This is a genomic window from Membranihabitans maritimus (assembly GCF_021729145.1).
Lineage (GTDB): Bacteria > Bacteroidota > Bacteroidia > Chitinophagales > Saprospiraceae > Membranihabitans > Membranihabitans maritimus.
On record NZ_JAJSLW010000039.1, the window covers coordinates 1 to 9,499 of the forward strand.

Consider the following 9,499-nt stretch of genomic DNA (forward strand, 5'->3'; position numbering starts at 1 on the left):
TCCAGAACCATTACCGTAAATCCGGCCCCCGAAGCTTCCTTTACCAATGAACCCCAGGACGAAACCATTGAATGCAGCGAAGCACCGCCCACAGGGCAAATGATTGCTTATTTCAATAGTGCAACCGGTAGTTGTACCATCTCCGGACAGGTCATGTCTACCATCTCCGGCTCGCACGATGAATGCGGTGGGTCCTATACCGAATCCTGGACCTTTACCGACGAATGTAACCGAACCATCAACGGTTCCAGAACCATTACCGTAAATCCGGCCCCTGAACCAGAATTTGATGAGGTAGAAAATATTACCATAGATTGTTCAGAAGGAATTCCCCAGAGTACGCAACTTACGTACGATAATGGGATGGAAGGAGCATGCGCAATAAGTGGTGTAGTAACAAGTACAATAGAGGAATTGAATGGTAATAATCTTGCTGCTCAAGTAGAAACAAGAGGTATAAGTGCTATATGCCCACGTATATTTGTCGAGAGATGGAGTTTTACGGATGGTTGTAATAGAACCATCTCAGCAAGTAGGACTATTACTATGGAGGACAATGAACCGCCTGTTATCGCCGTTAACCCGGAGAAAATAATTGATTGTGATGCTGGAGCCATATTTGACCGCCCAGTCATACGGGATAACTGTGATAATAACCTGGATATAGATGTAAGGACTCAATACTTCATACCAGGGGAAGGTTGCAGACACAAAAGGACATGGACCGTAACTGATGATTGTGGGAATGTTGCCATTGCATCACAAATAATTATTATTAAAGACGACAACCCACCTATACTCAAACCTGTACATCCATTATTAGCGGGTCTTGAAGATGGAGATACTATGTATTTTGAATGTAATAAACCAGTATATTTTAGTCCGGATGATTTTGAAGTAGTAAATGAATGCAAAAACTGTCCACAGAATTATAAAATCCATATGGATGACTACGTTAATTATTTCAATTGCGAAAACGGAACCAATGCATTGAAGGAAATAGTGTGCTGGTGGTATGTTACGGATGAATTCGGCAATAAGAGTACTTATACTATTCATATGTTCGCATTAGACCGGATGCCGCCTGATTTCATAAGTGTTCCTGAAGATAAAACGATAGGATGCAATGATCCGGTAATTTTCGGAAAACCAGTGGTAGAAGATGCATGCAGTGATAAAGTTTACTTGACGCATGAAGACGAAATAATCCAAACAGAGGCAGGATCAGCAATACGCAGGACCTGGACTGCTTCAGATCATTGTGGAAACGCAAGTACGGCTTCACAAACTATTACTATTAATGGTTCTATGCCGGTATTTACTAATATTCCTGAGGACAAAACCCTACCATTTGGTTCAGAGCCTACATTTGATGCGCCGACCGTTAATTCTTCATGCGGAAATATCTCTATTCAGGTAATTGGAGAAGACGTTGTATCCGGAAATGATTGTGATGGGTACACCTATACAAGAACCTGGGAAGCAGTTAGTGATCAGGGATTATCTGCGATGACATCTCAGACTATTGAAATAGAAGGCGACACAGAAGGACCTGTAATTACTAATCCACCGGCGGACCTGGTACTCCCATGTGATTCTGATATCCCGGATTATCAACTGGAAGCAACAGACAATTCAGGACAACCTGTGGAAATTTCTGTAGAAACTACCGTTTCCAAAGGAGATTGTAATCGAATGGGAATGAGGAACTGGACTGTAACAGATGCGTGTGGAAATTCAACTCTATTTACGCAAATGATATATTTCACCAATGAAAGTCAAATATTTTTCTCCTTTGTTCCTATGGATGTCACATTGGAATTTGGGGACACACTTGCAGACAATGAACCAATGGTGGTTACTAATTGTGAAGATGAAGAGATTGAGATGGATTTGACGGTAGATACATTAGACCATTCCACATGTGAATTGACTATTCAAAAAACCTGGATAGCGTCAGACAACTGCGGGAATGCAGATACTGCTTATCAAAAGATAACTTTTGAGGACAATTCAGCTCCCCAGTTTACTGATATAGAATCTGAAATCGCAATCCAATGTGGAGAAGTTGCCGAATTTACGGAACCGGTTGTAACAGACAATGTAAAAGTATCTTCATTGACATTTGAAGATGATGATCAAATTGAGGGATGTGAAGGATTTATTCAAAGAACCTGGACTGCGGAAGATGCTTGTGGTAATAGGTCTACATTTATCCAGAAGATTGTTCTAACACCTGATATAACCAGTCCAACATTCGATCGCCGGGATACCGTAGTTTTATTAAACTGTAATGATTCTATACCGGCTGCTACTACTCCGATTGTTTCAGATAATTGCACGAAAGATGTACAGGTTGAATTCAGTGAAAATATTGAAGGAGAGCATTGCCAATTAATAATCGATAGAAAGTGGACAGCAACCGATTCTTGTGGCAATATATCGGTTCTATCCGAAAAGTATATTCAAAGGGATACCAGCGGACCGGTATTTGACCATACTCCGGAAAATAAAATCGTTTCCTGTGCAGAAAATGTATTCTTTGATGAATTTTCAGCTACTGATAATTGTACATCTGATGAAAATATAGAAATACTCGTCAATGATGTTCGCAAAGACGGAACCTGTGCTGAGGGATACACTATAATACGTACCTGGAGAGCATTTGATGATTGTGATAACATGAGTGAAATATCTCAAACGATACAAGTTCTTGGAGATTCAATTGGTCCCGTCTTGACCTTTGCACCTGCAGATACGATTATCAGATGTGGTGATACCATTCCGGATATTGAGCCTGTTTGGACTAATAATATGTGTAGCGAAATCACAGTGGAGAAAACGGTTTCATTTACAGCTTCAGATACTGCTAATTGCAACAATGGAGATGGATACTATATAATTCATACGTGGATTGCGAGGGATATCTGTGGCACTAGTGACACTGTCAAGCAGTACATAGCTGTTTTGGCTCCCGGACAAGATCATTTAATGGCATTCGTTGACAAACCCTCCACCAAGGTAGTAGATTGTGAGGAGGACGTAGAATTTGGAACACCTGTGATCAAATCCACTTGCGATACCATTGCGGTTACTTACAGCGATGATACAATTGGATTGAGATGTGACGAAGATTACAGGTTTATCAGAACCTGGACCGCTACTGATACTTGTGGTCAAATGATATCAGCATATCAAACGGTCTTAATACGTCCTGATACAGTGGCACCTATTCTCACAGTACTAAACGATACATTGTATATGACTTCTAATGAATATGAATCGTGGGAAGGGTATGAAATGAATTTGGAAGTATTTGATAATTGTGGTATTGATTCCAGTCAATTAACCATAACGGATAAGGAAATAGATAGTAGTCTGGCCCATGTTTATACTTACGAGATCTTTGATAATTGCATGAACCTTGCAACAGATAGTTTTTATGTTGTAGTTACAGATAGCGAACCCCAGGTAAGCCTGCTACTAAGCCATCAACGAATTTATTCTCGGGTGATTGGAGGCCAAAGACCTTATCAATTCCGATGGGAATATCAATTATTAGGAGAACGAAATTGGCGTACATCTGATCAAAGATCGGATTATCTCAGCACAACAGATATGAAACCAATTTCCAGGGCAAAACTGACAGTTACTGATAAAATGCAGCACACGGCGACTAAAACCATTGAGTTGGAATCCCGTGCAATGACTCAGCCATATTTTGTTGTATTTCCCAATCCTGCAGAGTCGTATGTAAATGTGAACTTTGACGCAGGTCAGGAATATGTCCCTGCATCCATTAGAGTATTTAATATGCTCGGACAGCAAATATTCCACCGGGAATATGGGAAAGAATTGGGTAAAGGTATTCAAAACGTCACTATCAATACTTCTGATTGGCCAGCAGGTCCTTACACGTTGCAATTGAATAGTGAATCTATGACCAAAAACCAAAGGCTGATTATTACCAGGTAGAAAGTTGTTTATATTGTTTCTTTATAGGGTTAGTCTCCTTCAAATTTTATTTGGAGGGGACTTTTTTTTGTAAAGTATACGGTCTGGAACGAAAAATGACAATAGAGGCTTATAATTACCCGGACCTATGCTTTCTATTGTGAAGGTTCATTTTCAGATCTTCACAGTGTAACTTTCTTTTTATTTTTGATTTTGATGATTCTTCATATGTAGTCAATTAGAAATACTTTTTCAAAGTAATCATCATATTTTCATCATCCAAGCAATCCGGTAGGATCAGTACCCATCAAAATGAGTAATAATTTACACTGATGTTGTACCCCGTGTTCAATATTTACACTCTTTCAAAGGTACAATTCCCCCATCAAACGGAAGTTTGAAATAATTATATATTCTCAATTACAGTTAAACACAAGTTGTAGCTTTTCCTCAATTACCCTACTTGACAACAGCTTAGAGAACAAACGCTACAGCCAGAAATTTAATGGAAAGTGAAAAATTTATTTCCTGGATTATTGAAGAAGATTATACGATCAGGTGAGATCAAAGAGAGTGTATATTTCTTAGTTGAAATGATTTCAACAAATACACCGAGAGTAGGGCAGTATATTTGATCGTTTTTCGTTGAAAAACAAAAAACTTTGTCAAAAAGGGGCTGTTATTCTTTAGCCAAAAAAAATACCCAGCGTTGATTTTGTTTCGCCTATGACATCATTTCGGCATTTATTTACCTTTGAAATTACAAGAATTAGGGAACTTCGGTGAAGGAAAGGGAAAAGTAGCTTTACATCTGCTTGCAAAAGTAAATTGGAATGGTAGCTAATAATTATTCTCCTTATTTGCCTTCTCAGATTCCAGTGATTTAATTTCTTCATCAGTAAACAATCTGGATTTCACTACAAACCGCAAGCCCATAGGAATTTCAAGTGAAAAACTCGATCCCCTCCCCTCCACTACATCAATCGTCAATTGCGTGTGTTTCCAGTAATTGTACTGGAATTTGGACATGTAAAAGGGAACTCCTTCCAAATCTCCCAAAAATTCATCGTTGTCATCAATCATAAAATCACCTTTAGGCAAACACATGGGAGATGATCCATCACAGCAGCCACCACTTTGATGGAAAATAACAGGCCCATGGTTCTTTTCAATCTGCCTGACAATTCTTAGGGCTCTGTCCGTTATAATTACTTTTCGTGTCTTCATACATTAATTATTTACTACCTGCATCGGGCGAATCGTTGATGTTTTTCAATAGGGTGAAAGTGAATGTACAAGTTTTACTCCATCCTCCGGGGTAGCCTCTCTTTGGTTACCCAGGTTATTCCCGGACCCTTTCCATACTATCTTCCGGGTACAGTGAGGAATCGGAAACAAGGCACAGCGACCTTCCTTCATCAAGTTTACTAGCTCATTCGAATTAAAAAATTTCAGGGCTTATTGAAAGCAGCGACCTTCTTTCTATAACTACTTAAAAGAATTCAATAGAGACTTATCTTTCCTGGTTGAATGGCACTTTTCAAGTGATCAGAACTCTTCATAATCATGCAATTCTGTTTGTTAAAAAAAGTGGCAGGAAAATGGGTTTCCGGCCACTCAATTAAAATGAACACTGCCAATCTAATTCAATTTGGCTATTCACATACAATTATGTTTACTTAAATGTCACTCTACGAATTGAGTTCAGGATTTTATTAAAAGAATCCCATTGCGTTTTTGTCGTATGATATCAACATATTCTTATTTTGCCGGTAATGATCCAACATCATTTTGTGTGTTTCTCTTCCGATACCAGACTTTTTGTACCCCCCAAAAGGTGCATGTGCAGGATACATATGGTAACAATTCACCCAAACCCTACCTGCTTCAATCTCACGACTTATTTGATAGGCCTGATGGGTATCTCGAGTCCAGACCCCTGCTCCTAACCCATAAAGGGTATCATTAGCTATTGCGATGGCCTCTGTTTCATCTTTGAAAGTTGTAACACAAACCACAGGACCAAATATTTCTTCCTGAAAAACCCGCATTTTATTATTTCCTTCAAAAATCGTTGGTTGGATATAATAGCCACCTGACAATCCATCAACCACCGCTGCTTTTCCGCCAGTGAGCACTTCACATCCTTCTTCTTTACCGATTTCAATATAATTGAGAATTTTTTCATATTGGTCGCTTGATGCCTGTGCCCCCATCATAGTATCAGGATCCAGGGGATGACCAATTTTTATCTTTTCAACCCGATCTACCAGTTGCTCCAAAAAATCATTTGCAATACTCTCCTGAACCAATATTCTGGAAGGACAGGTACATACCTCTCCTTGATTGAATGCAAACATAGCTGCACCTTCGAGGCATTTATCCCAATATTCATCGTCTTTATCCATTACATTGGCAAAGAACACATTGGGGGACTTTCCTCCCAACTCAAGGGTTACCGGTATAATATTTTTTGATGCGTACTGCATTATCAGTTGCCCAGTGGTCGTTTCACCAGTAAACGCTACTTTTCGAATATCGGGATGTGAAGCCAGAGGTTTACCGGCTTCTGCGCCAAAACCATTTACGATATTAACCACTCCTTCCGGTAGTATATTCTCTAAGATCTCCATCAAAATCAAAATGCCTACCGGAGTTTGTTCGGCCGGTTTCAATACTACACAATTACCAGCCGCCAATGCCGGCGCCAATTTCCAGGTAGCCATTAGAATAGGAAAGTTCCAGGGAATTATTTGTCCCACCACTCCTAATGGTTCTTTAATATTCATTGATAAAGTGTAAGAATCCAACTCCGTTGCCGTTCCTTCTTCTGCCCTGATAACACCAGCAAAATATCTAAAATGGTCTATAACAAGTGGAATATCAGCATTAGATGTTTCCCGTATAGGTTTTCCATTATCCCAGGTTTCTACCCTGGCCAGGATTTCTGCATTTTCTTCGATAGCATCAGCAATTTTCAATAATACATTGCTTCGTTCAGCAGCTGAAGTCCTGTTCCATTTCTTGGCTGCAACCCATGCTGCTTCTACAGCTTTATCAATGTCTTCCGAAGTAGACCGGGGTATCTTTGTAAACGCTTTCCCGTCAACCGGAGAAATATCATCAAAATATTCACCTCGTACCGGAGCCACCCACTTGCCTCCGATAAAATTCTCATAATGGTCTTTAAAATCAGGCTTAGCCAGTACCTTTTGATTGTCAGAAATTAATGTTTCCATTTTATATTTTATTTACTTTACAAAATAATAATTCACCCATATTTTGTGCCGGAGCATCATAACCTACCAGTAGGCTAACAACCAAAATTATTAATCAATTCAGTAAAAAAAATATAGTATTCTATCATTCGTTATAAGAATAATATCAATTATACCGCAAATGCTGACCAAACATGACAATACACAGATAATTCAGTATATTAACTAATCTTTTATTTGGCATATCTAAATACATTCAAAATGTCTATAATTCTTCCTAAGCCGTATCACGAAAAAAAAGCAATACAAACCCTAATAGAAAACAGGACATCGTATACTGTTAACTGTGCAGAATTAAATATTTTTGAAACTGGAACAAAAGTCAGTAATGTCAATCTTGAATTTAGTGATCCGGTCATAGCAAGCATGATCAAGGGAAGAAAAATTATGCGCGTAAAGGACTATGATGTATTTAACTTCCTGCCAGGAGAATCGCTCATAATGCCTGCAGAAGAAATAATGAACATAGAATTTCCCGATGCTACAGAGGATATGCCTACGCAATGTACAGCATTGACCATTGAAAAATCAAAGTTTTACAGTGTCATCGACCGTTTAAATGAAAACCGATATAAGGATCAATTAAATGAAATCAAATACGATTTTACCAATTTTCATTTTTCGAATTCATTGGCTTTACAACAAATAATTAACCGATTAATGTTTTTATTCGCAGAAGAACATCCCGAAAAAGATTTTTTTGTGGACCTGATGCTACAAGAATTAATTATTAGACTGTTACAAACCCGGTCACTGCAATCCCTATCAGTACTTACCAATTCTAATAAAAATCCGCAACTATCTACTGCGATAGATTATATCAAAAACAATCTCTCCCAACATATTGAAATCGACCAATTAAGTCACAAGGCGTGTATGAGCAACTCCCATTTTTATAGATGTTTCAAAACCGAATTTGGAATAAGTCCCACCGAATATATTAATAAGGCAAGAATTGATTTAGCCGTTTCACTTATGCGAGATCATCCTATGAAACAATTAAAAGAAATCTATTTCGAATGCGGTTTCAATAATTACAGTCACTTTACTTCTATGTTCAAGCGATACAAACAAATGACGCCCCAACAATATCGCCAAAGAAAGCCACACGATACAGCATACTAAAAATGTATTTCCTAAATCATTTGTCTGAAATGAACGCATATTGTATAGTACATTATCGTCGAACTGAGAATCTCCCGGACACAGGTATCTTGTAAAACACTGCTATTAAAAAGCTGTTGAATTCCTATCAACAAAATATTGTAGTAATCGTAAAATCCCATTGATATTGTTTTACAGGTTGGCTAATGAAGATTTGTACTACCAACATACATTGACAATAGTTATGGAAGGCAGTATATCACCGATATTATTTCATTCCATAAACATTAGGTCTGCTATATAATAGGCAATGGAATAACAGGTAGAAAGAAAATCGAAATATAAAAAAAGTAAAAGGATGACCTAATTTGCCTTTGTTTTTCATCACAAACAGAGCAGAAGAAATAAAAAAAGGCCATTTCGTAAATTATCTTTACCAAATGACCTTCTATTGTGGAGGATATCGGAGTCGAACCGATGACCTCTAGAATGCAAATCTAGCGCTCTAGCCAGCTGAGCTAATCCCCCAAAGTAGTCCCGGGCAGACTTGAACTGCCGACCTCTACATTATCAGTGTAGCGCTCTAACCAGCTGAGCTACGGGACTATATTTTATAATTCACCCCGCTGCCGACCTCTACCCCCGATAGCTATCGGGGCAGTGTAGCGCTCTAATCCCGCATATCTGCGGGAAGCTACGGGACTATATTTTATAATTCACCCCGCTGCCGACCTCTACCCCCGATAGCTATCGGGGCAGTGTAGCGCTCTAATCCCGCACATCTGCGGGAAGCTACGGGACTATAAAAATATCCCGTACAATGAATCTCTTCACCCAAACATATAAGGGAAATGAGAAAAAATTCATCAAGTATTACTGCCAGTAGTTACGGGATTTCAGTATATCAAATTAAACAAATCATCCTTTGTATGATTTGTAAATTACTTTAACTCTAAAATTTTTTGGAAAATAACTAACCAAAAAATAAAAAGAGTTCTATTGAAAAAAGGAAGAAACCAGATTAAGTGGAATAAAAAATATTTTGAGTAAAGCTGCCCATGCAGCATAGTCAAATAAATTGACGTGACTCGAAAAAGAGGTATTCCAGCCGCACCTTCCGGTACGGCTACCTTGTTACGACTTAGCCCCAGTTACCGGTCTTA

General features: G+C 38.6%; 4 protein-coding genes, 2 tRNA genes and 1 rRNA gene. 2 read left to right on the forward strand and 5 right to left on the reverse strand.

Annotated features, from left to right (window positions below; all coding sequences use genetic code 11):
- On the forward strand, positions 1-3,975 hold a 3,975-nt coding region (locus tag LVD47_RS23010), incomplete at its 5' end, for a T9SS type A sorting domain-containing protein (protein ID WP_236981024.1).
- A gap of 819 nt (positions 3,976-4,794) precedes the next feature.
- On the opposite strand, the gene LVD47_RS23015 is transcribed toward LVD47_RS23010, so the two are convergent.
- Together LVD47_RS23015 and LVD47_RS23020 are read right to left on the reverse strand one after the other, a co-directional pair.
- A complete protein-coding gene (locus LVD47_RS23015) occupies positions 4,795-5,181 on the reverse strand; it encodes a DUF779 domain-containing protein (protein ID WP_236981025.1) in 387 nt (128 codons plus the stop codon).
- 488 nt (positions 5,182-5,669) lie between these two features.
- Positions 5,670-7,193 carry an aldehyde dehydrogenase family protein gene (locus tag LVD47_RS23020; RefSeq protein ID WP_236981026.1) on the reverse strand — a complete coding sequence of 508 codons (1,524 nt, stop codon included), beginning with the start codon at positions 7,191-7,193 and terminating at the stop codon, positions 5,670-5,672.
- A 240-nt stretch (positions 7,194-7,433) separates the two neighbouring features.
- Here LVD47_RS23020 and LVD47_RS23025 point away from each other — a divergent pair, with 240 nt between their 5' ends.
- Positions 7,434-8,357 (forward strand): AraC family transcriptional regulator, encoded by a 924-nt coding sequence (locus LVD47_RS23025; RefSeq protein WP_236981028.1) that lies wholly within the window; start codon positions 7,434-7,436, stop codon positions 8,355-8,357.
- Positions 8,358-8,790: 433 nt separating this feature from the next.
- Here the strand turns inward: LVD47_RS23025 and LVD47_RS23030 are convergent.
- The 3 genes from LVD47_RS23030 to LVD47_RS23040 all read right to left on the reverse strand — a co-directional run.
- A tRNA-Ala gene (locus LVD47_RS23030) sits at positions 8,791-8,864 on the reverse strand.
- 4 nt (positions 8,865-8,868) lie between these two features.
- Positions 8,869-8,942: transfer RNA gene (locus LVD47_RS23035), tRNA-Ile, on the reverse strand.
- A 486-nt stretch (positions 8,943-9,428) separates the two neighbouring features.
- Positions 9,429-9,499 (reverse strand): 16S ribosomal RNA (locus tag LVD47_RS23040); the annotation flags it as partial.

Bases quoted from the DNA above. Each gene is read 5' to 3' on its own strand.
- LVD47_RS23025 (WP_236981028.1), top strand. From the start codon at position 7,434: ATGTCTATAATTCTTCCTAAGCCGTATCACGAAAAAAAAGCAATACAA.
- LVD47_RS23015 (WP_236981025.1), bottom strand. From the start codon at position 5,181: ATGAAGACACGAAAAGTAATTATAACGGACAGAGCCCTAAGAATTGTC.
- LVD47_RS23020 (WP_236981026.1), bottom strand. From the start codon at position 7,193: ATGGAAACATTAATTTCTGACAATCAAAAGGTACTGGCTAAGCCTGAT.